The following is a 22,409-nucleotide window of genomic DNA, read 5'->3' on the forward strand; positions in this document are numbered from 1 at the left end:
CTCACCCTAAGCTCATTTGAGTGGCTGCAATCGTGTCGTCTGTCCCTGGGCTCGACCCTGCGCATCTCGTGCGTGGGTCTCAGCGCCGCATTGCCGACCACAAAGAACAGTTGCATAGGGGCGTTTTTCAGGCGATGGTCGCCGCAGCGGGCTGCACGTACAGCGTCGAGAGCGTTGACCAGGGCAACGACATTGCGGTCCATCACCAGATCAACAGCGTTATTGACTCCCTGACCATCAACTTTCAGTTGAAATGCACCGAGGGGCCAATCACCCCGTCGGGAAACGTCGTGGTCAAGATGTCTGAGAAGCGATACGACGATATGCGCCACGAAGGTAAGAACGCCCCATTTCTCCTTGTCGCACAACACGTTGTAGACGACCAGGACAGGTGGGTGGACTTCTCTGGCAATGACAGCGTATTCGGAGTGAAAAACTATTGGCTGAATCTCACGGGTGCCAGCCCACGGAATGTATCGACTGGAGAAGTAGAAGTTCGCGTCCCGACCAGTCAGGTGCTGGACGATAATCAACTTATCCAGTTATTCGCCCAGGCCCGCAAGGGGGTGTTGAAGCAGTGAAGCCCAGCCTCGACGCTCTCACTATGGCGCTTTACGACTTGGGGTGGGTTGCCCACGACGGCGTGAATCCCAAGATGAAGCCCTGGACACCCGGTCGTGAAAGCAGCCTGCTTGCCCAGAATTTTGACCTGGAAGACATTGGCGTCCTCGTGCCTCAGGACGCGACGGCACCGGACTTCGACACTCTGATGGCGCACGCAATCAACGAACTCACTCGCTTCGCCGCGGTAGACGTTCAGGAGCACCTCCACGACGCAACGCTGAGGTTGGAGAAGTGCCTCGACAAATTCAGTGTCCACGCTCAAACTGACGAAGAGTTCGCCGGCATTGTTGAATTCGAACAAGGTGTAGACCTGTTCAAGGGCATGAAGAACATGCTCAAAACTGGTGCGAAGACCCAGGTCGAAATGCGTGCTAGGCACAACCACGCGGCGCACACAGCCGCGGAGAACTACCTCAACAACTGCTACCTGGGGCAGACCGAGGCTGCGAGCTTTATTGCGTCGGCTTACGTCCCGTACAAAAAGGCAGTCAAACTCAACAATGACACAAAAGAAAAAAAGGGTGCCGAGGTACAGGGGCGTGTTATCACCGAGACTCTTTTGGCCGCGCTCCAGGGAACCCGAGAAGTGCTTGATGAATACCTCATAAGGCCGGCTGACGAGGTCATCGACTTCGGGGTGAGTCAAGGGGTCTCTTGGGAGTTGCTCGAAGCCGTCCAACAGATCGTTGGCAAAGAGGAGTCCGAGGTGGCTGTCGAGTTCCTTTCCTTGGAACCGACGGGCGAGGTGTCCAAGCCAAGAACTTCCGAGGTCGTGTTCACCCCGGACCATAAGCGCGTTGCCGCACAGGCGAAGGAAGTTCTCGCTAAGGCTCCGCAGCGCCGTTCGGTGAGTATTTCTGGCGAGGTCATTGAATTGCGCCGGGTCCACGACGACCCCGACTCGCAACGTATCCGCCTACGTGCAACGGTGGATGGCAAGGTGCGTAATTTCGTCGCGCATCTCGGCCCGGAAGACTACGACAAGGCTCAACGTGCCCACAAGGACAGTGTGTTGCTCAATATCATGGGAACCGTCCTTCCGGGTGGCTTCGAAGAGGTCGAGAAAGTTATTGTGACGAACGCTCCGGTCGGTGGGGATAAGACACCTCCGCAGGAGCCTCAAACGGGCTTGTTTTAAGGGCGGACACGGTGCCGGGGTTATCGGTGACTCCTATAATTCCTCGACCAGTTCTAACGGTCACTGTTTCTATTTCTTAATCTGTGTCGCACAGGTCCTGCAAACCCGCAGCAACCAAACTTTTGACTAAACAATTCCGGGATTATACAAGAGACGTAGAAATTTTACGGCCTGTTGGCATGTCAACCATTCTGGACTCTACCATGGCTATTGTGTCGACCAAATAGCCCGAGCGTATTGGAAAGTTTTTTCTCAGGCCTCTACTTTTTTGCGTTTCACCACCATTTTTATTCATGAAAACGAACGCAAATCAGCACCCCCATCTACCTCTGCTCGTGCTCCAGCGGTGGAAAGTCGTATCCGGCCCACTCCGAGTGGCTTGTGGTCGGTCTTCGCGGCACGCTGTCGCGACCACATGTTCGCTGTGGCAGCCAACATTGGGCTGCTACCGGCAGAGTACTGCTGGCGCTTCCCGAGGAAGTCCACGCCTCCGCCGACCCCGCCGGGAGGTCGCAAGACCCGCGGCCGTGACGAGACTGGGGGCGACGCTTTCCTCAACGTGCCACCGCTTGCGGTGTAGTCCGACCAAGTCCACCGGCTGGTCCTCCATAACGAAGACCAGAACTCGTAGGCGAGTGCGGAAATTCGGCCTAAAATGGTGCCTAACCACAGAGAATGTCCCCTCCGAACGAGCGGGGCGGGTCTTTTTTGCGATTACGGCCGTTTTCCCGCGGCCGGCACGAGGTTCGGTAAAAGATTGGAATAGTTTCGTGAACCCCCCAGGACATTTAGTGCCCCCACCAGGGCTCGAACCTGGGACAAAAGGATTATGAGTCCTCTGCTCTAACCGACTGAGCTATAGGGGCAAGGCTCGGGCACTGCGAAGCGGCAATTAAGCGCTATTCATTAGCGCCCGAGACCTCATAGCATCATAGCAATCTGCCACTGCGTGGTGATAAAAGCCCTATAGCCAGCAGGTTCTGCTGCCATTGCGCGGATTCAATGAAGCCGTCCCTAGTTCTCAATGACCTCATCTCCCGGGCGCGATGAAGCAAAGCGTCTCCCGTGCTCAACGAACCAAAGCCCCGCGAAGTTACGACTTTCGGTTGATGAATCGGGCTTAGAGCATTCTTAAAATTAATCCTATGAGTACAAAACCTTCCTTGAGCAGCGCCGACGTCTCAGCCGACGCACAAACCGGTGCCACAGCGAAAGTGAAGGGCACCACCGCCACCGCAATTGCCAGCGATGAGCAAATCACCGAGTTTGCGGCGTCACCACAGCGCTGGTGGGGTTTGCTCGTGCTCGCGGTTGGTCTCGGCATGATTGTCCTCGATGGCACCATCGTTGGTGTCTCACTGCCGACCATCATTTCGGAGCTGAGTCTCGACATCGTGGGCGCGCAGTGGATCACCACAATCTACTCCGTCGTTTTCGCCGCACTACTCCTGACCTCTGGCCGCGCTGGCGACCGCTTCGGCCGTCGAACGCTTTTTCTCGTCGGTCTGGTCATCTTCACGGTCGGCTCCGTCGTGGCCGCACTTTCCACAGCCTTGGCGCCACTGGTCATTGCCCGCGTCATCCAAGGCATTGGCGGCGCGTGCATTCTGCCATCAACACTGTCCAGCGTGAACGCACTATTCCGTGATAAAGATCGTGCCACCGCATTCGGCATCTGGGGTGCGGTCATGTCTGGTGCTGCAGCAGTCGGCCCACTCCTGGGTGGCGTGCTTACGCAGTTTGCTGGTTGGGAAGCTATCTTCTGGGTCAACGTGCCTATCGCCGTCGTGCTTTTTGTCCTTGCGCTGCGCTGGGTGCCGAACACCGCAGGCGATACCAATGGCGCGGGTCGCTTCGATGTTCTTGGCCTGGTGTTGTCTGGAATTGGCTTTGGTGCCGTGGTCTTCGGCATCATTCAAGGCGCCAAGATAGGGTTTGCTTTTCCCTCCGCACCCGTCGTCACGCTCTTGGTTGGTGCGGTGGTGCTTGTCGCTTTCGTGCTGTGGGAAAACAGTCGTCGGAAGAACGCGGATCCTGCGCTGTTGGACGTGTCGATGTTCTCCTACGCCACGTTCAGCTGGGGGAATACCACGGCGATGCTTGTCGCGGTGGGTGAGTTCGCGCTGGTCTTCGTGCTGCCGCTCTACCTGGTGTCGGCGATTGGCTTATCGACGATCGCAACCGGCCTGGTCCTGGCAGCAATGGCTCTCGGTGCGTTCTTCGCAGGTGCCATGGCGCGTCATCTGGCAGCTCGGATTACCCCGGCCGGTGTGGTGATTATGGGCCTTGGTCTCGAGGTCTTTGGTTCGCTGCAGTTGGCGGCCGAAGAGCGCGTTGACCTGCCGCTGTGGCTGGTTGTGTTTGCATTGATTGTCTACGGTCTGGGTCTTGGTCTGGCATCGGCGCAGCTGACCTCGTTGGTGCTTGGTGATATTCCGGTGCGGCTGTCGGGGCAGGCATCGGCAACGCAGTCGACGATTCGGCAGATTGGTTCGGCGCTCGGTGCTGCGCTCGGTGGTATGGCGCTGACGATTGGGCTGGATCGTGAGATCGCGAAGCTGTCGCCGGGCCTGGAGCAGATGGGGCAGGGGCTGAAGGATTCCGCCGGCTCGATGCTGATTGGTCTGCGTGCGCAGGGTGCTCCCGACGGTGTGTTGGTGCCGCTGACAAATGCGTTTGCACATGCCACGCAGTTTGCGCTGTATTCCGCTGTCGGCGCGTTGACTATTGGCTTCCTCTGCTCGCTGAAGGTACTGCAGTTGCGCAGGCAGGCTGAGAATGCGCAAGCAAGCTGAGAAATCGAATTAAAGATTCGGAATATTCGGTCGTGAGCTTGTGTTGGAAATTGGTGTCACAACATCAATCGTGGCAGTCTTATCGTTTGTCTCTTAACCGGACTTGCTAGATAGAAATGACCAACATGAAAATGCTCACAAAGCGGCGTTGGCTCGATTACGGCCGAATCTCCACTTCCTCCTGTCGCTAAACACTTCGGGGCTTCCGCCTCGCTGCGCCTGTCTCTTCGAGGCTGAGCTCAGCGGCCTCGGATCCCGTCGCGCGCATTTGTCAGACGGCATAAGGCGCGGCACAAGTGTTTTCAGAGAAATAAAACTCCAGGAGGAAAAGTGAATAAATTTAAATGGGCGACCGGCTTCGGTGCCCAAGTTGTCTATGGCCTGATTATTGGTCTCATTTTGGGCTTCATGGCCCGCAGTACTGGCGATGACTCCTCGCTGCGCACAGCGCTCGACGAGGTCGGCAGTACCTACGTCACGCTGTTGAAGCTGCTCATCCCGCCGCTGGTGGTCACCGCGGTCGTAGTGTCGATTGCCAACCTGCGTCAGGTCGCAGGTGCAGCCAAGCTGGCTGTTTCGACACTGATTTGGTTTGCCATTACGTCCTTTGTATCGGTGGTCATCGCCATCGTGCTGGGCTTGGTCATCAAGCCGGGCGTTAACTCTGGCGTGGATGCTTCGGCAGCGCAAGAGCCGAGTTCCGTGGGCTCCTGGTGGGGATTCCTGCAGAGCATCGTCCCGCAGAACTTCCTCGGCCTTGGCGTGAAGATCAGCGAATCTGACGGTGCTGTATCCGGCTCGCTGAACTTCAACGTCCTGCAGCTGCTGGTGATCGCGATTGTCTTCGGCGTCGCCGCGGTGAAGGTTGGCCCGAAGGCTGAGCCATTCATCGAGTTTTCCGGCTCTCTTTTGACCATCGTGCAGAAGGTCCTGTGGTGGGTCATACGTCTGGCACCGATTGGTACCGCAGCCCTCATCGGCCACGCCGTCGCTGAGTATGGCTGGGAAGCGCTCGGCAGCCTGGGCAAGTTCGCCATTGCTATTTACGTTGGCCTGTTCCTGGTCATTGCAGTCGTGTACCCAGTCGTGCTGAAGATTCATGGCATTAGCCCAATCGACTTCTTCCGTCGCGTCTGGCCAGTGACCTCGCTCGGCTTCTTCACCCGTTCGTCTATGGGCGTCATGCCAGTCACTGAGCGCGTTGTCTCCCGTCGTCTGGCAGTGCCGGATGAGTACGCCTCCTTCGCCGTACCGCTGGGCGCCACCACGAAGATGGATGGTTGCGCCGCCATTTACCCGGCTATCGCGGCTATCTTCGTCTCGCAGTTCTACGGTGTGCCGTTGGACTTCACGGACTACTTGCTCATCATCTTCGTCTCCGTCATCGGTTCGGCTGCAACTGCTGGCACCACCGGCGCTACTGTCATGCTGACCCTGACTCTGTCGACCCTTGGCCTGCCACTCGCCGGTGTCGGCCTCCTGCTGGCTGTCGAGCCGATCGTGGATATGGGCCGCACTGCGGTGAACGTTACCGGTCAGGCCGTGGTCCCGTTGGTCGTCGCAAAGCGTGCGGGAATCTGGGATAAGGACGAGTGGGACGCCAGCGCCAACGCCGACCTGTCGCCAGCCGACGAGCCGGACGACGAGTCTGCAGACGCGCCTGCTGAGAAGTCCGATTCCGCCGAAAAGTCCGAGTCCGCCACGCTTGCGTAGTCTTGAGGACATGACTTCTTGGAAGCCCTCTGTTCTTGCGCAAATCGACCAGTGGCCAGCCGACACGGTCGCGGCTGCCGTGCGTGCCGACGATGGCAGTTGGCACACCCACGGTGATAGCGGTCGCGTTTTTGAGCTCGCTAGCGTGACCAAGCTACTGGCCGCTGTGGGAATGCTTGTGGCCGTCGAAGAGGGCGCGGTGGAGCTCGACCAAGAGCTCACGCCACCCGGTCACGGCGCGACTGTGCGTCACCTTCTGGCGCACGCCGGCGGAGTGGGGTTTGCCAGCCGTGAGCTGGAAAAAGAACCAGGGGAGCGGCGCATTTACTCCTCCGCGGGCTTTGACATCATCGCCGATGCCATCGCTGCGGAGGCAGAGATGCCGTTTAGTGAATACCTGCGCCAGGCCGTGTTTGAGCCGCTGGGGATGTCAGATTCCGTGCTGGATGGCTCGGCAGGGCATGGCGCGCGCAGCAGTGTCGCTAATCTCATGGCCTTCGTCGATGAGGTTCTCGCCCCGACTCTGCTGCATCCCGATACCGTGACCGAAGCGTTGACGGTGCAGTTCCCGGGCCTGAATGGTGTGGTGCCGGGCTATGGTATGCAACGTCCGGCCGATTGGGGCCTGGGCTTTGAGATCTTCGGGCACCCCGATTCCAAGCAGGGGCTGTGGTTTGGTGTTTCGATGCCCAAGGACGTCGCTGGCCACTTCGGGCAGGCGGGTACGTTCCTGTGGCTGCATCGTCCAACCGGGCGGGCGGCGATCGCCTTGACCGACCGAGCTTTCGGGGAGTGGGCAAAGCCGCTGTGGACTGATTTCAACGATGAACTATGGCGTGAACTGGAAGAACACGCTAAAGATTAAGGGGATATGAGCTAAGTCGGCGTCGCTTGCGGCGCCGATTTTTCGTCTCAGCGATAAATCACATCTGGGGGATTAAGGACAACTTGAGGGTTGCCAGCAGCCGTCTCGGAAATAACAATCATAAACACGTGCAACGCAAACCTCAGAAGTGTTGTTTTACCGCAGTGCTTTTTTCTGCAGTGTGGCAAGTGTCGTTGGATGAGTTCGTAGGGGAAGACGAATCTCGTCTTACACCAATTGACCGCAACTTTTCCGAGGACCTTCGTCTATGCGCACCCAACTTTCAGGCGTTCTGTGGATTCACAGCATGCCAGGGCCGCTGCAACCACACATCACGTGGGCGCTGGCCCGACTCAGCATGCCCGATGGCACGAAGCCACGCCGGGATATTTGGCGTGCGACCGACCAGGATGCCACTTTGTGCGCCGAGGTGCCTTTCACTGCAAGTGCTGACACCATCGCCACACTGGTGGACAACCTGGCTAGGTGGCCCCGCCTCTATTTCGAGCTGGCGCAAGACCCAGCCGTGGATGATGACGGCTCCGCCATCGATGGCATGCGCTACTGTCATACCCCGCAGCTGGGGACTTTCGCCGGACAGACCGATGCCGCCGGAAACATCGTGGTCAACGAGGATGCGCTGCGTTCCATCATGGCACGCGGCGGCGACATCGCAGGCGCCCTCGACGCGGCCATCGGCGGGCCGTGGGATCGCGTGTTAGAGCCGATGCGCATGATGACGGCAGGCTACGCCCCCGAAGAGTGCTTTACGACGTCCACCCCTGCCGGACCCGACAGTGCCAGCGGCAACTCGACCGCTGGCAACGCAGACCTCGGCGGGGTAGAGGCAGCTAACGTGCTGCAGCTCTACCCGCGCCGGGCGGCGATGTAGTCAACTACATCGCCAAGGGTCTTAAACGAGGGAATGTCCTCGTCCTCAATGCGGACTCCCAGCCCTTCCTCACAGCGGACGGCCAACTCTACGACGCTCAAGCGGTCAAAGCCGTAGTCGGTCAGCGGAGTGGGGAGCTCTAGGGACTCCACCTCGTCGTTAGCCATCTTTTTGACGATTGCCGCGACCTCTCCGTGAAGACCTGCGGGCAGGTCAGCGTCGGCGGAACCCTTCTTCGAGCCCGCGTTCGCTGCATTGAGAGAGGCATCGTCAGCGTCACCGGCTCCGGTGACCTGTGTGCCCAATAGGGCGCTGAGCTGATCTCCAAGGCTAGAGGTCATTATTCAGCGTCCTGAGCGGTTGCGGTTGGATCGGTAATCTGCAGCTCTTCGGCTGCTTCCTGGGCGACACTCTTGTCGAGCTTGCCAGCGCGTGCCAGTGCGGCCAGGGCCGCAACAGCGACTGACTCGCCGTCGGAGTTGAAGTAGCGGCGAGCGGCCGGACGGGTATCCGAGAAGCCGTAGCCGTCGGTGCCGAGGACGGTGTAGTCACCCGGAACCCACTTGCGAATCTGCTCCGGGACCGCACGCTGGAAATCAGTCACCGCGATGAACGGCCCATCGGTGTCGGACAGCTGGCGGGTAACGAAGGCGTCCTCGACCTCTTCAGCCGGGTTGTGCAGACGCTCAGTGTCACGCTCGTGTCCATCGCGAGCCAGCTCATTCCACGAGGTCACCGAGTAAATCGAGGAAGCCACACCGTAGTCTTCCAGGATGTCTGCGGCACGCAGCGCCTCCTGCATGCCAATGCCGGAAGCCAGCAGGTTGACATGCTTGTCGCCCTCAGCCTTGCGGAAGCGGTAGATACCGCCAAGCAGCCCTTCGACATCGAGGTCTTCCGGGACAGCCGGCTGCGAAGTCGGCTCATTGTAGATAGTCAGGTAGTAAATGACATCTTCGCCGCGCTCCGGACCATACATGCGGTCGATACCGTCGCAGACGATGTAAGCAATCTCGTAGCCGAATGCTGGGTCGTAGGAGACCACGGACGGGTTCGTAGCTGCCAGCAGCTGGGAGTGACCGTCCATGTGCTGCAGGCCTTCACCTGTCAGCGTCGTGCGACCGGCGGTAGCGCCGAGTAGGAAGCCGCGGGACATTTGGTCACCGGCAGCCCAGATGGAGTCAGCCGTGCGCTGGAAACCGAACATCGAGTAGAAGATGTAGAGCGGAATCATGGCCACGCCATGGGTGGCGTACGCCGAGCCGACAGCGGTAAACGACCCCACAGAGCCCGCCTCGGAAATGCCCTCGTGCAGAATCTGACCGTCCTTTGCTTCCTTGTAGGACAGCATCAGCTCATGGTCGACCGGGGTGTAGTTCTGGCCGTGCGGGTTGTAGATCTTCAGCGTCGGGAACCAGGAGTCCATGCCGAAGGTGCGGGCCTCATCAGGGATGATAGGCACGAAGCGGTCCTTGAGATCCTTATCGCGCATCAGGTCCCTGAAAACACGCACCGTCGCCATAGTGGTGGCGACCTTCTGCTTACCTGATCCCTTGAGCAGGTTCTTCAGGCTTTCTGGCTTTGGCACTGTCAGAGGTTCGTAGCTAGTGCGACGCTCTGGCACGAAACCGCCGAGTTCCTTGCGGCGCTCCAGCATGTACTGCACTTCCTCGGACTCTGGGCCCGGGTTGTAGTACGGCGGCAGGTATGGATCCTTCTCCAGCTCCTCGTCGGAGATCGGAATGCGCTGGTTATCGCGGAAAAGCTTCAGATCATCGAGCGTCAGCTTCTTCATCTGGTGGGTCGCGTTGCGGCCCTCGAAGTTATGGCCGAGGCCATAGCCCTTAACCGTGTGCGCCAGAATGACGGTCGGCTGATCCTTGGTCTCCAAGGCTTTCTTGTAGGCAGCGTAAATCTTGCGGTAGTCGTGGCCACCGCGACGGAGGTTCCAAATCTCCTCGTCGGTCATGTCCTCGACCAGCTTGGCAGTGCGCGGGTCACGGCCGAAGAAGTGCTCGCGCACCCAAGCGCCGTTGTTAGCCTTCAGCGTCTGGTAATCGCCATCGCAGAACTTATTCATCAGGTCGACTAGTGCGCCGTCCTTGTCCTTGGCGAAGAGCTCGTCCCACTCGCGGCCCCAAACGACCTTGATGACATTCCAACCAGCGCCGCGGAAGAACGACTCCAGCTCCTGGATGATGCTGGTGTTGCCGCGCACCGGACCGTCCAGGCGTTGCAGGTTGCAGTTAATGACGAATGTCAGGTTATCCAGGTTGTTCAACGCCGCATGCTGGATGGCGCCACGGGATTCCGGCTCGTCCATTTCGCCGTCACCGAGGAAGGCCCAAACGTGCTGCTGGGAGGTGTCCTTGATGCCGCGGTCATGCAGGTAGCGGTTGAAGCGTGCCTGGTAGATGGCGTTGAGTGGACCAAGGCCCATGGACACCGTCGGGAACTCCCAGAACTCCGGCATGCCATGCGGGTGCGGGTAGGAGGGAAGGCCATTGCCCTCGCCGAGGGAGACTTCCTGACGGAAACCGTCGAGGTCCTCTTCGGTCAGACGCCCCTCTAGGAATGCGCGGGCGTACATACCCGGCGAAGCGTGGCCCTGGAAGAAGACGTGGTCACCGCCGCCTGGGTGGTCTTTGCCGCGGAAGAAGTGGTTAAAGCCGACCTCGTAAAGCGGTGCGGCGCCCGCATAGGTGGAGATATGTCCGCCCACGCCGATACCCGGACGCTGTGCGCGATGGACCATAATTGCCGCATTCCAGCGGATCCACTTGCGGTAGCGGCGCTCAATGTCCTCATCGCCAGGGAATTCCGGCTCCATCTCAGTCGGGATGGTGTTGACGAGGTCTGTCGAAGTCAGTGGCGGTAGAGCTACGCGCTTTGCCGTGGCACGTTCCAGCAGCCGCAGCATGAGGAAGCGTGCACGCTCCGGACCTGCCTCTTCTAACAGGCCGTCGAGAGACTCAAGCCACTCCTTGGTCTCTTCAGGATCTGCATCCGTGAGATAGGAGGCGACCCCATCGCGAATAAGGGCAAAGTTTGACTCATCAGAGTGGGCTTGTGGCGTGCCTGACGATGTATCGGACATTGTGAGCTCCTTTCAGTCCCTGAAGGAAAGGCAAAGGTTATTTTTCTCCACTCTACGTCTGAATCGTTTGTTGTGCCCCTAGCCGTTTCTTGCACACGCTTTCACCGAACAATCCGCTCCGCTTTACGACGAACATTGCGAAGAACACTGCGAAAACTGCACCTTTTTGGGGAAATTCTTATTTTGCAGCTGTGAAAAATGTATTTGAGCGGTAAAATTTCCCCACATAGCTCGAAAAATCGAGCTGAATATTTTTTCTAGAGGAGGAAAAGGGAAGTGGTCAACGCCACAGGCGCTGCTCATGAATATGCGAGCAGGCTCGGCATCAAGGAAGGTCAGCTAGTCCAGGAGGTTGGCTGGGATACAGACTGTGACTCAGCAATCAGTGAGTCGGTCGAGAATTTCCTGGATGCAGACCTGCTCGACGAAGACACGGATGAGGTTGTCGACGTCGTATTGCTGTGGTGGCGTGAAGAAGACGGCGACTTGGTCGATGGTCTTGTGGATGCTTCCCGCCCTTTGGAGGATGAAGGCCGCGTTTGGCTGCTCACGCCAGGCGCTGGTCAGCCGGGCGCCATTGATCCTGGCGTGATTGATGAGTCCGCACAGCTTGCTGGTTTCTCCAATACCTCGGCGCTTCGTCTGGGGGATTGGCAGGGCAATTGCCTGGTGCAGCGCTCTAGCTAGCCGGTTCTAGCTGATTGGCTTTAGCTAATCAGCTAAATTTGGCCACTAGCTGAGCTGTTGCTGGGTAGGGCTGCCGTGAGGCGGGCTGTCGTCGTTGAGAAAGTCTGCTTAAATAAACTGGATAAACGCTGTGTGTAGTGCGAAATTGGCAATCTATGTTTGCCGTGTGTTAAAGTTTCGCAGCAGCGCGGCGATAGCTCAGCGGTAGAGCTCTGGTTTTACACACCAGCGGTCGGGGGTTCGAAACCCTCTCGCCGCACAGTCATAATCCGTCCGGATTCTCGTAATGGAGAAACCGGGCGGATTTTTGTTTGTGCTAAACTCCCGGTCTGTGCGTTTTACCAAATCGCTAGTAACCATCATTGTTGCCGGATCTCTACTTGCGGGCCCACAGGCCTACGCAATTGGAGGAGACGGTAAACCAGTAATCGACGCTGCCACCTGTAAGGCAATGGTCAAAGCCGCAAATGCAGGCGAGCCGGTGGAGGATCCATCGATTCTCCATCTCTCCGACAAGATGCCTTCCTACCTTGCCGACGGCACCCTGGACTACGTTGTTGCTCCAGACTTTCCGTACCGCGCGCAGCTGGACGCTGCTGCCCAAGAGTGGAATGAAAAGCTCGGTGGCAAGGTCGTGCTCCGGGAAGTGACCAAAGACAAAGCTGATTCGGATACCGTGAGCGTTCGCTACGTGCCTAAGCCGAACTCGCACGTTTTGGCTTCTGCATCGGAAATTAGTAAAGAAATGACGGTTTTCGTTACTTCCACACTCTATCCTGATGCAATTCGCAGCACGCTTGCACACGAGTTTGGGCACCTACTCGGTATCCGGCACACCTGTGATTACACCTTGATGGCTGCATCTTCGCACCGTCATCCGGCAGCACATGTCACTCCGCTCGATGTCGTAGCCGTTCTGCAGGGACAGTTCGATTAAATTGCGTATAAAAGCCAGAAGTCGACGCCTCTGGCGACGCGGTGCAGCCATCGCTGCAGGATATGCGCTTGACCGCATTTTCGCAGATCCCACCAATCACCATCCGGTGGCCCTCTACGGGCAGGCTGTCAGCAAGCTTGAGCGCCGAATCTACGCCGACTCCAAAGGGTGCGGTGTAGCTTTCACCACCATCGCCGTGGCCACACCGGTAGCGCTAACCGCTGCGGCCAGCACAGTTGCTCCGAGCCTCACGCTGGCTGCTGTCACGTGGGCGTCGCTTGGTGGCACCACTCTTCGCCGCACTGGTGAACGCATGGCCGACCGACTCACCTCCGGCGACATCAATGCCGCTCGTGCGCTAGTGCCGTGGCTGTGCTCGCGTGATCCGGAATCCCTCGACGCTGATGGCATCGCCCGAGCCACCGTTGAATCGCTCGCCGAAAACACCTCCGACGCCGTCACCGGCACTCTCATGTGGGGTGCCATTGCAGGAGCTCCTGGTGTGGTCGCTCATCGAGCGGCCAATACCCTCGACGCGATGGTGGGGTACCGCAACGCTCGCTATCGCCAGTTCGGGTGGGCTAGTGCACGGCTTGACGACGTCGCCGGGTTCCTCCCCGCGAGACTTACAGCTGTCGCAACTGTGGTTGCAGGTCCGGATCGTCGTCAAGCATTGGCAGCGTGGCGACGAGACGCCGGCAACCACCCAAGCCCGAACGCAGGCGTCGTGGAGGCGAGCGCTGCAGGCGCGCTGGGGCTGCAGCTGGGTGGTAAGACGGTGTATCCCAGCGGTGTGGAGATGCGCCCAGTGCTGGGCAGTGGTCGGAGACCTGCGGTGGCAGATGTTCGGCGTGCGGCTGAGCTGAGCAAGCGAGTGCAAAATATTGTTGCGCTCAGCTGTGCGGGAGCTGTGGTTGTGGCCGGATGCGTCCGGCACGCGAAGGCGCGAGCTGCGAGCTAGAAGCGTTCGTCGTATCGGTTGTCGCGGTAACCTGCGGCGCGGTGGCCAGTGTTGCCGTAGCGTTGCGCCATGCGCTGGCGGTGCAGCTCGGCGGCGCGATCCTCTTCGGACTTAGCCTGCGGAGGAGTGGGAGTGGTGGCATCGTCCGATTCGGGTGTTGCGTCCTCAGAGTCATCAGCGTCATCTACTGGTTCCGCGGCTTCGGCATCGCGGAGGTTCTTAGCCATCTCCTCTTGCTCCGCGCGGTCTCGTCTGCGCTCGACGATTTCAGCACGAATGAACCAGACGACGGCCAGCGGTACGAGAGCGCCGAAGAAGATCCACTGAATGCCGTAGGAGAGGTAGGGGCCGGACTCCAGAGTGGGCAGTGGAATGGCCTCGATGACGGCATCGGATTTGTCCGAGAGCTGAAGCCAATCGGGGTTGAGTTCGGTGTCGACTAGCTCGGACACTTCCTTGGTGTTGATTCCGTAGACCTGCGGCGGGGTGCCGGGGATTGGGGCGGTCTCGGCGGGAATCTCGTTTCGGCGGGTAAAGGCCGAGATAGTCAAGGTGCCCTTCGGGGCTGGCTCAACATTGGGGGTGCTGGAGTCTGTCGGGCGTACAAAGCCGCGGTTGACCAGGTAGTTTTCGCCATTGTTAGCGACGAAGACATCGAGTACCTGGACGGCGGGGGCTCCATTGACCGGACGGTTACGCAATAGCACGCGTGTATCCGGCAGGAAGGACCCGGTGGCGGTAACGCGACGCCATTCGTTGCCCTCGACGAATCCTTTGCCCTTGGGCATTAGCTCATTGACATCTACGGGGTCGAGCTCGAATGAGTGCTCAAGCTGCTGATTGCGATGCTGCGTCGCGGTGTTCTTACCCAACTGCCACGGAGCCAGAACAGTAAATGCGAGATAGGAAAACGCAATGGCGACAATGGCAGTGAGAACCCATCCAGGGGTCAGAAACTGGCGCACATTCTTAAACACATTCATTGAGCTTACCCGGTGGTGTGGATGGCACTAGAGCGGCTGGTGGTTGGCGGTGCGGAGATTGAGTGAACTTCGGGTAAAGTTGTTTGAGCGTATTTGACGGGGAATCTACCCGGGGATAGATGGAAAGAGAGGTGTCGTGGTGGGCACGCAAACAGCGAAATCTTCGCCTTCACGCCGCTTCAGCACAGTCTCGCGCCAGTTCATCAAGTTCGGTCTGGTCGGCGGCACAGGTGTGGTTGTCAACCTGATTGTCGTGATTATTGCCCGCAAGTTGGGCCTCAGTCTGGGCACCAATGAGCATGACGTGTTTATGAACCTGTTCGGAACGCGGTGGAATATCCGTTACTCCCACGTCTATGCAACTCTGGCGTTTGTCGTGGCTAACATCTGGAACTTCCAGCTCAACCGGTCCTGGACCTTCCGAACTGACAATCGCCCGAACTGGTTTAGGCAGTTCTTCCCGTTTTTATTTGCAGGTATCTCAGCGCTGATTGTGAACCTGGTTGTCATCACGCTGCTGACTAACCCCACCTCGCCGCTGGCACTGCCGGTGGATATTTTCGACGACTCCACCGGCTTTAGAAACCGCCTCTACTGGGCAAACCTTATCGGCGTTATTTTGGGCACGCCCGCTAACTTCATCTTGAATAAGATTTGGGCGTTTCGAAACCGGGGCAATGCCAGCAAAACAAAAGAAAAGGTTGTTTTGAAACCTTAGCGCTCAGAGGCCAGCGCCAGAGTCTCACGCAACCATGCGATGATTCCCGGCGTCGCGGCCTCAATTTCGTTTCGAGTGCGGACGAATCCCTCCGGACCTCCGTAGTAAGGATCGGCCACGACGGCCCCCTTCGGGGATGCCGGGTCGAAGGAACGCATCAGGCGAATCTTCTCTTTTGGCACGCCAGCGTGGAGTAGACCATTGATGTGCGATTCATCCATGGCGATGAAAAGCGTTGCATCCATGTGCTCATCGCCCAGCTGTGCCGCGGTGTGGTTCGGATCGTAGCCAGCATTTTCCAGCTCGGCTTGCGCTCGCTCGTCGGCGGGTTCGCCGACATGCCAGCCGCCGATTCCGCAGGAGGCGAGCAGGACATCGTCGGCAAGCGCATTGGCTTCAACCGCGTCACGGACGATGATTTCAGCCATGGGGGAGCGGCAGATATTTCCGGAGCAGACAAACACGACGTACACGGACTCAGTACGATGCGACGAGTTCATAAGCATAATAGGCAAAACCAAACTTCTCGGAAAATAAAAATAGGATTGTCACTAATCGTTGACGAGTCTTAAAGATACAACATTTCCCGCACAACACGATTCAGGTCCCCAGGCGAGGACGCCACCGCCGCAGCCGATGCCCACTCAGATTCCGAGCCGTAGCCCCATTTAACAGCGATAGCGGGGATACCGAACTGTGCGGCGCCCTCAAAATCATGGATGCGATCGCCAACCATTACGGCCGAACCACGCGGGCGCGCTGCTTCATCGGTTTCAATGCCCAACTCCTTGAGCGTGTACTCAATGACCTCAGTCTTTGTCTGTCGTGAGCCGTCGTCGCTGGCGGCGCCGATGAAGTCAAAGGCGTCGAGAAGCCCGAAATTGTCCAGGGTCTTGCGGGCGAAGTACTCGCCCTTGGAAGTCGCAGTGGCTAGTTGGACACCAGCTGCCCGCCAATCGCGCAGGAGCTCCGGCCAGCCGGGGAACATCTCGGCACGCTGCCAAGCACCGGCGTGTTGATGCTCCATATACACAGCGAAGGCTCGGTCGACTTGTTCGTCGGAAAGTCCGAGGGATGCGAGTGTCTCCACCATTGGCGGGCCGGGGATCGTGTTGATAAAGCTCTCGGGCGGAAGTGGGTGGTCAATTGCCTTCAATGCAAGGCGGAACCCATGTGCGATTGCGGGGAGAGAATCGGCGATGGTGCCGTCGACATCAATAAGGACAGTGGGGCGATGGCCAGTGGACATATTGTTCATCCTAAAAGGTCATTAGGCTGGATGGCATGTTAGACGACCCGCTGCGCTATCACGGCGATCAGGCCGCCCATGGCGCTGACCTGGACTTTGCCGTCAATGTTCACGGCACCACACCGCAGTGGCTGCAGGACTCGCTGGCCACGTCCCTCGGAGAAGTTGCCGCGTATCCGTCTGCGCAGCTCGATGCCGACGTCCGCGCTGCCATTGCCGCCAACCACAATCGCAGCGCCGACGAGGTACTGCTTCTCCACGGCGTCGCCGAGGGCTTTTCGCTCTTGCCACACCTGGGCTTGCCCGCCACCATTGTCCAGCCGCAGTTCACCGAACCTGAAGCCGCGTTCCACGCCGCGGGAGTCGGGGTGGATTCGCTGGTACTGCCGTCGCCGTACACGCTCACGCCTACGCTTGCCGACGTCCACGAGAACGCCTCCTTCCCGCATTCCCAGCAGCTTGACGGTCGGATGGTCATCATCGGCAATCCGACTAACCCCACCGGCGTTGCTCATTCAGCGGATGACCTGCGGGGGCTCGCCAGCCGTTGTGGGATCTTGGTCGTGGATGAGGCATTTATGGACGTCGCCGATGGTGAGATTATTCGGCGGTGCTCGTTAGCCGATTGCAGGCCGGGGGAAGCGAACAGCATCCCCGATAATGTCATCGTTTTCCGCAGCATGACTAAGACCTGGGCAATCGCAGGCCTGCGCTGTGGTTACGCACTGGGAACCCCTGAGCTCCTGGCGAAGTTGGGGCGACTGCGTCCGCACTGGCCACTGGGCACGCTGCAACTTACCGCTATGGCGGCAATCGCGCGTCGCGAGGCAGAGCTGTTGCCACAAATCCGCGCTGAGATTGGTCAGCAGCGCGAGGCTATGACACAGCTGTTAGTAGCCGCCGGCTGGCAGGTGTTGGATTCCAAGGCTCCCTTTGTGCTGGCACGCCCGGGGGTTGCCCTGAGCACGCATGATGGTCCGGGCGCTGCGGAGGTTGACGTCGTCAAGCACGAGCGTCTGCGACAGCGGCTCGCTGCGCGTGGAGTAGCCGTGCGGCGTTGCGACACCTTCGCCGGTTTGGACGGTTCGTGGTGGCGGCTGGCTGTGCGAGACGAGACAAGTGTGCGGCGGCTCATTGCGGAAGTAGCGGATTTGCTGTCGCAGAACTGATGGGTCGGGGCAGAGTTCACTACGCTGGAAGAGAAGCTGGAGAGAAATGCATGTTGAAGGGATGGATGTATGACGGACTCTGCGCAGACCCGTGTCGAGGGCAATAACACGGTGGTGACCGTTGCCGACGTGCGTGCGGCGATGGACGCGGCCTACCCGCCGGCACTGGCGGAGAGCTGGGATAAAGTTGGCCTGATCTGCGGTGACCCGCAGGATGAGGTGCGTCGCATCGCGTTGGCGCTGGACTGCACTGACGAGGTTGCAGATCGCGCGATTGCCTCCGGTGCTCAGATGCTCGTTGTGCACCATCCGCTGCTTCTGCGTGGTGTGAATTCCGTGGCGGCGGATACACCGAAGGGTCGGATTATTCATAAGCTGATTCGGGCAGGTGTGGCTCTCTTTGCAGCGCACACCAACGCTGACAGCGCCCGACCGGGTGTCAACGACCAGTTGGCCACGGTTCTCGGAGTTGAACCGGGTGCGCCGCTAGCTCCGCAGCCGGCTCCCGGCTTGGATACCTGGACAGTGAAGGTTCCGGCAGATCACGTCGATAAGGTCGCGCAAGCCATGTTTGAGGCGGGCGCGGGCACTATCGGCGACTACGACAGCTGTGCGTTTCGCATTAACGGCCGCGGCCAGTTCCGCCCGCTGAGCGGGGCGAATCCCTTCATCGGTGCCGAGGGGCAGATTGAGTATGTCGAGGAAGTACGCCTGGAGATGGTCGCGCCACGGTCCGTGCGCGCGGCGATTGTCAAGGCTCTCGTTGCAGCGCATCCGTATGAGGAGCCTGCCTTCGACATCGTGGACAATCAGGCCACCGGCTTGGATCCGCAGCAGGCTGTGGGCATTGGGCGAGTGGGCACGCTGGATACGCCGATGCCATTTAAGGAATTCGTCGCCCGTGTGGCTGAGCGCCTGCCTGCAACGGCATGGGGCGTGCGAGGCGCAGGCGATCCGGAGCGGATGATTCGCACGGTTGCCGTCGCATCTGGTTCAGGTGACTCTTTCCTGGACACTGTGGCAAAGATGGGCGTCGATGCGTTCGTTACCTCTGACCTGCGGCATCATCCTGTCGATGAGACACTGCGAACCGCGGACTTCTGCGTGGTGGACACGGCTCACTGGGCCAGCGAGTTCCCCTGGTGCTACCAGGCCGCAGAGATCCTGGCCGAGAGGCTCGGGGTCGCGACCGAGGTCCTTGAGGTGCGCACCGATCCCTGGACAGTGGCAGAATCGTCGACACAGGCAAGGAAGTGAAGACCATGAGGCTTAGTCCACAAATCCAAGTTGCGATGTTGGAAAAGGCGGAAAACCAAACTCTGTTGGATGGGCTCACCGCCCGCCAGAACGTTCTGCCCGAGCGTGCCGAGTTGCAGGAGCTGCGCAAAAAGCACAGCCGTCAGGCCAGTGAGGCAGCGCGCTCCAAGCTCAGCGCCTCCGATATCGGCCGCGATATTGCCAAGCTGGAATCGGACATCAACAAGCTGAAAGCCCGCGAAAAGGCTGATCGTCTGTCGCTCGGTGCCGCAGAAGACGCATCCACGCGCCGTGACCTCGAGCACGACCTGCGCTCCACCAAGCGCCGCCGCGAACGCGCTGAACAGGAACTCCAGCAGTACGAGCGCATGCAGGAGGCCTATCAGGTCGACGCTGAGCACGAATACGACGCCGACGAGGCGCACGATGACATCGTCGCCGCCAAGCAAAGGCTTAACGACGCCGAGGTTGACCTCATTGCGCGCATTTCCATCGCTGAGACCCGAATCGAGGAGGCTGACAAGCTTATTGATGGTTCGGCAGCCAAGCTTTACCGTCGTCTAGCGCTTGCTAATGGGATCCCCGTTGCACGCCTGAACGGACGCACCTGCGGTTCCTGCTTCATGGAGCTCGATGTAGGAACCGTGCATGAATTCACCACGCTTGCGCCGGAAGAAGTGACGTTTTGTCCTGAATGCGGCGCGATGATTGTGCGTGCGGAAACGCTGGGAGCGGTGAAAGGCAAGTAGATGAGCCAGGCTGCAGACAAGCGCGATAGCGCGCCGGGCTGGACGGGTGCGACTACGGATCCCACGCGGTTGGTGCTGCTGCGCCATGGGCAGTCGCCAATGTCGATTCGCCGGGAGTACTCGGGAAGTCGTTCGAACCCCGACCTGACAGAGGTGGGCAGGCAGCAAGCGGAAGCGGCAGCACGTCATCTGGCGGCGTTGGTCGATAGCGGCAGCATGAGTTTCTCGGCGATTGTGGCCTCTCCACAGCGTCGTGCACAGCAGACCGCAGAGGCGGCTGCCAAAGCGCTCGGGCTGGACATCCACGTTGAAGAGGATTTGCGCGAGACCGACTTTGGGCAGTGGGAGGGCATGACTTTCTCCGAGGCTCACAACGCCACCCCTGAGCTGCACAGTTCCTGGCTTGCGGATCCGGCCGTGGCGCCACCGGAGGGGGAGGATTTCCGCGCGGTCGATAGCCGAGTGAGCGCCGCGCGTGAGCGCATCGCTCAACAATTCGGTGCCTCGGATGTGCTGGTAGTCAGCCATGTCACGCCAATCAAGTCGCTGCTGCGCCAGGGGCTCGGCTGCGGCTTTGAAATCTTCACTCGCCTGCACTTGGACCTGGCCAGCCTCTCCATCGCGGAGTTCTACGCAGATGGGCCGACATCAGTGCGGCTGATTAACGACACCAGCTACCTGCGTGGTTAGCAGCCGAGCACGGCGGGTTATTTGAATTGCGGTTGTGGCGGGTACACTAACCATTCGAGCGAGCCGGCCGGGTGATCGCGGCAGTTAACGGAACCGGACGCCTCTTTTACAGAGTGTGTCCAGGCCGCTGTCGAGGAAAGTCCGGACTCCACTGGGCATGGTGGTTGCTAACAGCAACCCAGGGTGACCTGCGGGAATAGTGCCACAGAAAATAGACCGCCGGGCGCACAGCCGATGTCTTTGACGTAAAGCTGTGGAGATCCGGTGAGGGTGAAAAGGTGCGGTAAGAGCGCACCAGCGGGGCAAGTGATTGCACCGGCTAGGTAAACCCCACCAGGAGCAAGGCAAAATCGCGCATGCTTCGTCGTGCGCGTGCGCGAGTGTTTGAGGGCTGCCCGTCCGATACTCGCGGGTGTGCTGCTTCAGGCTGTCAGCAATGGCAGACCGAGATGGATGATCGCCACCCGGCGCTTTCCGAAAGGAGCGCCGAGGGACAGAATCCGGCTCATAGGCCGACTCGTTCACACAAGCTTTATTACTCGACCACCGCGCCGGCCGCAGTGTTCTCCACACGGATGGTCTCGGAACCGCCGTCGTTAAGCGCGGAGGCAATCCGATCGGCGTCGTCGACGTGGGACCACATCACCAGCGACGCACCCGGGCATGGCGCACAACGGGCAATCTTCTCGCAGTCAATGGTGTCGGTCAGCTCGGAAATCTGCCCCAGCACAGAGCTTGCCGACGGCGCGGAGCCACGCTCACTGACATCGCGCGAAACCCCTGCGATGGCTGCTTGAATATCGCTGTGACGGATGTGGCCGATGACTGCGCGGGCACGGTCGGAGGATGCGTCGGCTTCGTCAAGCCACTGAATGGCACGGCCGATGGTGGGGATGTCTTCGTCGTCCGGATGCACCTCGTGACGAGCACGCACCCAGTCCGCGACCCGCTCCTGTGAGTCGGGGAGGCTAGCGAGAGTCGGCACGCCAAAAGCGGCGCAGGCTTGCTGGAAGAACTCGTAGCGCTCCTCGTCGGGCGAACCGCCGGTGACATCGGGGGAGTAAGCGACAGTCAGCGCCAACGACTGCGGGAACGCCGTCTGCGTGACTGCCTCATCGGAGTGGTTGATGCACAGCAGGCTGTCCGGGCGGCTGCGCAGTGCCGTGGTGTAGGGGTACAGCGGCCACGACTGTCCCTTAATCTGCACCATGGTCTCGTGGATAGCGGTGGCAATACGCGTGCGGGTGGGCACATCATCGCGGTCGCCAAAACGCGCGTTGAGAGCCAGTGCGAGGGCACACTGAATTGCCGGAATTTCTCCAAAACCGCGACCTGGCGCGATAGTGGAGGCAATGGTGACCTTCAGGCCGTTGCTGTTGCGCGGAACGAGATGCAGCGAGTGTTGCAATGCGACAATGGCAGCCGCGACAGCGGTCGGCACCTGAGAAAAAGCGGCGGGGACGCTATCCGGGAAATCCATCTTGGTAGTTTCGCGCTTGTACACGACAATGAGCTGCTGCTCGTCGATTTCCTCGATACCGACCGCAGCATAGGCCGGAATGGCGGTGGCTAGGAGCATGCCGCCGGAGGACGCGCAGTCCTCACCCAACAGGTTGATGGAACCCGGGGCGTATGCAACTGAAGCATTTGAACCGACGGCATCGAAGACGTCGTTTACGACAGCGGGTGCGGCGGGCATGGGTGAAACCTCTCCAGAGATCGGACTCATAGTGCTGGTGTGCAGTGTTCGCGTTCAACGCTTGTGTTCTAAGGTGAACAATTCCGTCGATAATACCCGGGTCGGGGGACAGTGACAAACCTATATACTGGGATTTTATGTCGCCGCAGCGCACATGGCAGTCAAATGGTTGCCTCTCTGCAAGTT

The 22,409-nt window shown here is 59.3% G+C and carries 20 protein-coding genes, 2 tRNA genes, 1 other RNA gene and 1 pseudogene; 17 read left to right on the forward strand and 7 right to left on the reverse strand.

Translation table 11 applies throughout. The features are described 5' to 3' along the window. Positions 1-20 precede the first annotated feature (20 nt). From HMPREF2820_RS04490 to HMPREF2820_RS10895, 3 genes are all read left to right on the forward strand, one after another. Positions 21-581 carry a DUF4365 domain-containing protein gene (locus tag HMPREF2820_RS04490; RefSeq protein ID WP_070602991.1) on the forward strand — a complete coding sequence of 187 codons (561 nt, stop codon included), beginning with the start codon at positions 21-23 and terminating at the stop codon, positions 579-581. Next, entirely contained in the window at positions 578-1,762 is a 1,185-nt protein-coding gene (locus HMPREF2820_RS04495; protein WP_070602993.1) for a hypothetical protein, read from the forward strand. Before HMPREF2820_RS04490 ends, HMPREF2820_RS04495 begins: the two co-directional genes overlap by 4 nt. A gap of 424 nt (positions 1,763-2,186) precedes the next feature. After that, positions 2,187-2,342 carry a hypothetical protein gene (locus tag HMPREF2820_RS10895; RefSeq protein WP_210398700.1) on the forward strand — a complete coding sequence of 52 codons (156 nt, stop codon included), beginning with the start codon at positions 2,187-2,189 and terminating at the stop codon, positions 2,340-2,342. 212 nt (positions 2,343-2,554) lie between these two features. Here HMPREF2820_RS10895 and HMPREF2820_RS04505 read toward each other — a convergent pair. After that, positions 2,555-2,628 (reverse strand) — tRNA-Ile (locus HMPREF2820_RS04505). Positions 2,629-2,907: 279 nt separating this feature from the next. Here HMPREF2820_RS04505 and HMPREF2820_RS04510 point away from each other — a divergent pair. The 4 genes from HMPREF2820_RS04510 to HMPREF2820_RS04525 all read left to right on the forward strand — a co-directional run bounded on the left by HMPREF2820_RS04510 (position 2,908) and on the right by HMPREF2820_RS04525 (position 8,027). Continuing rightward, positions 2,908-4,557, forward strand: a complete 1,650-nt coding sequence (locus tag HMPREF2820_RS04510) for a DHA2 family efflux MFS transporter permease subunit (RefSeq protein ID WP_246822216.1) — start codon at positions 2,908-2,910, stop codon at positions 4,555-4,557. Between the two features lie 330 nt (positions 4,558-4,887). Further along, positions 4,888-6,270: a dicarboxylate/amino acid:cation symporter gene (locus tag HMPREF2820_RS04515; RefSeq protein WP_070602998.1), complete on the forward strand. Its 1,383-nt coding sequence runs from the start codon at positions 4,888-4,890 to the stop codon at positions 6,268-6,270. A gap of 10 nt (positions 6,271-6,280) precedes the next feature. Continuing rightward, a complete protein-coding gene (locus HMPREF2820_RS04520) occupies positions 6,281-7,135 on the forward strand; it encodes a serine hydrolase domain-containing protein (RefSeq protein ID WP_070603000.1) in 855 nt (284 codons plus the stop codon). 268 nt (positions 7,136-7,403) lie between these two features. Continuing rightward, the gene (locus tag HMPREF2820_RS04525; RefSeq protein ID WP_070603002.1) at positions 7,404-8,027 is read left to right on the forward strand and encodes a DUF3145 family protein; all 624 of its coding nucleotides are present in this window, start codon (positions 7,404-7,406) and stop codon (positions 8,025-8,027) included. On the opposite strand, the gene HMPREF2820_RS10680 is transcribed toward HMPREF2820_RS04525, so the two are convergent. Both HMPREF2820_RS10680 and aceE read right to left on the reverse strand, forming a co-directional pair. Next, entirely contained in the window at positions 8,003-8,368 is a 366-nt protein-coding gene (locus HMPREF2820_RS10680) for an acyl carrier protein (RefSeq protein WP_083308422.1), read from the reverse strand. The genes HMPREF2820_RS04525 and HMPREF2820_RS10680 overlap by 25 nt on opposite strands. Beyond that, the gene (gene aceE / locus HMPREF2820_RS04535) at positions 8,368-11,124 is read right to left on the reverse strand and encodes a pyruvate dehydrogenase (acetyl-transferring), homodimeric type (RefSeq protein WP_070603004.1); all 2,757 of its coding nucleotides are present in this window, start codon (positions 11,122-11,124) and stop codon (positions 8,368-8,370) included. Before aceE ends, HMPREF2820_RS10680 begins: the two co-directional genes overlap by 1 nt. 276 nt (positions 11,125-11,400) lie before the next feature. Between aceE and HMPREF2820_RS04540 the strand changes: the two genes are divergently transcribed. The 4 genes from HMPREF2820_RS04540 (at position 11,401) to HMPREF2820_RS04555 (ending at position 13,709) form a co-directional block, all read left to right on the forward strand. Next, positions 11,401-11,811: a DUF3052 domain-containing protein gene (locus tag HMPREF2820_RS04540; protein WP_005511050.1), complete on the forward strand. Its 411-nt coding sequence runs from the start codon at positions 11,401-11,403 to the stop codon at positions 11,809-11,811. A gap of 187 nt (positions 11,812-11,998) precedes the next feature. Beyond that, a tRNA-Val gene (locus HMPREF2820_RS04545) sits at positions 11,999-12,070 on the forward strand. Between the two features lie 72 nt (positions 12,071-12,142). After that, on the forward strand, positions 12,143-12,748 hold the full coding sequence (locus HMPREF2820_RS04550) for a zinc metalloprotease (RefSeq protein WP_141698021.1): 606 nt from the start codon (positions 12,143-12,145) through the stop codon (positions 12,746-12,748). Between the two features lies 1 nt (position 12,749). After that, the gene (locus tag HMPREF2820_RS04555; protein WP_222864964.1) at positions 12,750-13,709 is read left to right on the forward strand and encodes a cobalamin biosynthesis protein; all 960 of its coding nucleotides are present in this window, start codon (positions 12,750-12,752) and stop codon (positions 13,707-13,709) included. Here the strand turns inward: HMPREF2820_RS04555 and HMPREF2820_RS04560 are convergent. Continuing rightward, positions 13,706-14,692 carry an SURF1 family cytochrome oxidase biogenesis protein gene (locus HMPREF2820_RS04560; protein WP_049170162.1) on the reverse strand — a complete coding sequence of 329 codons (987 nt, stop codon included), beginning with the start codon at positions 14,690-14,692 and terminating at the stop codon, positions 13,706-13,708. The genes HMPREF2820_RS04555 and HMPREF2820_RS04560 overlap by 4 nt on opposite strands. A gap of 136 nt (positions 14,693-14,828) precedes the next feature. Between HMPREF2820_RS04560 and HMPREF2820_RS04565 the strand changes: the two genes are divergently transcribed. Beyond that, a complete protein-coding gene (locus HMPREF2820_RS04565) occupies positions 14,829-15,410 on the forward strand; it encodes a GtrA family protein (protein ID WP_042388795.1) in 582 nt (193 codons plus the stop codon). Here the strand turns inward: HMPREF2820_RS04565 and HMPREF2820_RS04570 are convergent. Next, the gene (locus tag HMPREF2820_RS04570; RefSeq protein WP_369707166.1) at positions 15,407-15,910 is read right to left on the reverse strand and encodes a low molecular weight protein-tyrosine-phosphatase; all 504 of its coding nucleotides are present in this window, start codon (positions 15,908-15,910) and stop codon (positions 15,407-15,409) included. The two genes, HMPREF2820_RS04565 and HMPREF2820_RS04570, sit on opposite strands and share 4 nt — an antisense overlap. Before the next feature lie 68 nt (positions 15,911-15,978). Then, complete coding sequence (locus tag HMPREF2820_RS04575; RefSeq protein ID WP_070603006.1) at positions 15,979-16,659, reverse strand: HAD hydrolase-like protein; 681 nt, start codon at positions 16,657-16,659, stop codon at positions 15,979-15,981. A 35-nt stretch (positions 16,660-16,694) separates the two neighbouring features. On the opposite strand from HMPREF2820_RS04575, the gene cobC reads away from it, so the two are divergent. The 5 genes and pseudogenes from cobC (at position 16,695) to rnpB (ending at position 21,048) form a co-directional block, all read left to right on the forward strand. Further along, positions 16,695-17,828: an aminotransferase class I/II-fold pyridoxal phosphate-dependent enzyme gene (cobC, locus tag HMPREF2820_RS04580; protein WP_070603008.1), complete on the forward strand. Its 1,134-nt coding sequence runs from the start codon at positions 16,695-16,697 to the stop codon at positions 17,826-17,828. A gap of 69 nt (positions 17,829-17,897) precedes the next feature. After that, positions 17,898-19,085: a Nif3-like dinuclear metal center hexameric protein gene (locus HMPREF2820_RS04585; RefSeq protein WP_070603011.1), complete on the forward strand. Its 1,188-nt coding sequence runs from the start codon at positions 17,898-17,900 to the stop codon at positions 19,083-19,085. A 5-nt stretch (positions 19,086-19,090) separates the two neighbouring features. Continuing rightward, the gene (locus tag HMPREF2820_RS04590) at positions 19,091-19,834 is read left to right on the forward strand and encodes a zinc ribbon domain-containing protein (protein ID WP_049189597.1); all 744 of its coding nucleotides are present in this window, start codon (positions 19,091-19,093) and stop codon (positions 19,832-19,834) included. Between the two features lie 24 nt (positions 19,835-19,858). Beyond that, positions 19,859-20,524 (forward strand): annotated as a pseudogene (locus HMPREF2820_RS04595) (histidine phosphatase family protein); the annotation flags it as partial. A gap of 59 nt (positions 20,525-20,583) precedes the next feature. Continuing rightward, positions 20,584-21,048, forward strand: an RNA gene (gene rnpB, locus HMPREF2820_RS04600) — RNase P RNA component class A. A gap of 11 nt (positions 21,049-21,059) precedes the next feature. Here rnpB and HMPREF2820_RS04605 read toward each other — a convergent pair. After that, a complete protein-coding gene (locus HMPREF2820_RS04605; RefSeq protein ID WP_070438627.1) occupies positions 21,060-22,223 on the reverse strand; it encodes a galactokinase family protein in 1,164 nt (387 codons plus the stop codon). Positions 22,224-22,409 lie beyond the last annotated feature (186 nt).

Source organism: Corynebacterium sp. HMSC064E08 (assembly GCF_001811805.1).
Classification (GTDB): domain Bacteria; phylum Actinomycetota; class Actinomycetes; order Mycobacteriales; family Mycobacteriaceae; genus Corynebacterium; species Corynebacterium jeikeium_D.

Bases quoted from the DNA above. Each gene is read 5' to 3' on its own strand.
- HMPREF2820_RS04605 (WP_070438627.1), bottom strand. From the start codon at position 22,223: ATGCCCGCCGCACCCGCTGTCGTAAACGACGTCTTCGATGCCGTCGGT.
- aceE (WP_070603004.1), bottom strand. From the start codon at position 11,124: ATGTCCGATACATCGTCAGGCACGCCACAAGCCCACTCTGATGAGTCA.
- cobC (WP_070603008.1), top strand. From the start codon at position 16,695: ATGTTAGACGACCCGCTGCGCTATCACGGCGATCAGGCCGCCCATGGC.
- HMPREF2820_RS10680 (WP_083308422.1), bottom strand. From the start codon at position 8,368: ATGACCTCTAGCCTTGGAGATCAGCTCAGCGCCCTATTGGGCACACAG.
- HMPREF2820_RS04585 (WP_070603011.1), top strand. From the start codon at position 17,898: ATGACGGACTCTGCGCAGACCCGTGTCGAGGGCAATAACACGGTGGTG.
- HMPREF2820_RS04525 (WP_070603002.1), top strand. From the start codon at position 7,404: ATGCGCACCCAACTTTCAGGCGTTCTGTGGATTCACAGCATGCCAGGG.
- HMPREF2820_RS04520 (WP_070603000.1), top strand. From the start codon at position 6,281: ATGACTTCTTGGAAGCCCTCTGTTCTTGCGCAAATCGACCAGTGGCCA.
- HMPREF2820_RS04560 (WP_049170162.1), bottom strand. From the start codon at position 14,692: ATGAATGTGTTTAAGAATGTGCGCCAGTTTCTGACCCCTGGATGGGTT.
- HMPREF2820_RS04590 (WP_049189597.1), top strand. From the start codon at position 19,091: ATGAGGCTTAGTCCACAAATCCAAGTTGCGATGTTGGAAAAGGCGGAA.
- HMPREF2820_RS04570 (WP_369707166.1), bottom strand. From the start codon at position 15,910: ATGAACTCGTCGCATCGTACTGAGTCCGTGTACGTCGTGTTTGTCTGC.
- HMPREF2820_RS04575 (WP_070603006.1), bottom strand. From the start codon at position 16,659: ATGTCCACTGGCCATCGCCCCACTGTCCTTATTGATGTCGACGGCACC.
- HMPREF2820_RS04510 (WP_246822216.1), top strand. From the start codon at position 2,908: ATGAGTACAAAACCTTCCTTGAGCAGCGCCGACGTCTCAGCCGACGCA.